Source organism: Gemmata algarum (assembly GCF_034097035.1).
GTDB lineage: Bacteria > Planctomycetota > Planctomycetia > Gemmatales > Gemmataceae > Gemmata > Gemmata algarum.
In genome coordinates this window covers 1-641 of the sequence record NZ_JAXBLV010000121.1, presented here as the reverse complement: position 1 = coordinate 641, position 641 = coordinate 1, and the positions used below count along the sequence as shown (strand labels likewise).

The following is a 641-nucleotide window of genomic DNA, read 5'->3' as shown; positions in this document are numbered from 1 at the left end:
ATTCGTTCACTGAAAACACCTTGCGACCGAATCCCGACACCGTGAATGGCTTGGCCAGCGGCAACGTGTACGCCGGTGTGAAGGGTGCATTACGTGCGGCCCACGGTACAGAGGTGGCGGAAGGTGTGTCGGATTACCACCTGGCGTTGGAGGTATCCGGTGCGTGCCCAGGGCTGGGGATCGCAGTCGAGGCAGAAACGTGGTCGGTGATCAGTGGGTGGTCGGTGGGAGACATGGCGAAGTGGCTGTTGGGCTTGGCTCGTGGTGCGAACCTGAAACGGTATCGAAAGGCGACCCGCGGACCGAAGAAGCCGAGACCACCCCGCACCCGGTTCCCAGATGCTAAACACATCGCCACCTCACGACTGCTCCATGATGAACAAACGCGATGTACGGAAAGGGATGGTCCGGGGGCCGTACCCGCCGCGGACCTCGGGCGGCTTCATCTGAGACTTTCGTAAGCCGTACCCCGGCGGAGTACTCACCGGCCACCTCGTCCACGGTCGGGGTCGTCCCGCGCCAAGTCATCCGGCGGGCATATCCCAAGATCACGCCGGGGCGGGTGAGCAACCCACCCCGCCATTTCCGCTCCAGGCTCGACCAGCACCGCTCGACTGAAGTTCCCCACGAAAAGTGGACAG

Annotated in this window: 1 pseudogene; it reads left to right on the top strand. The window is 63.0% G+C overall.

The features are described from left to right. Window positions 1–461: pseudogene (locus tag R5W23_RS10970) on the top strand (hypothetical protein); the annotation flags it as partial. Between the last annotated feature and the right edge of the window lie 180 nt (window positions 462–641).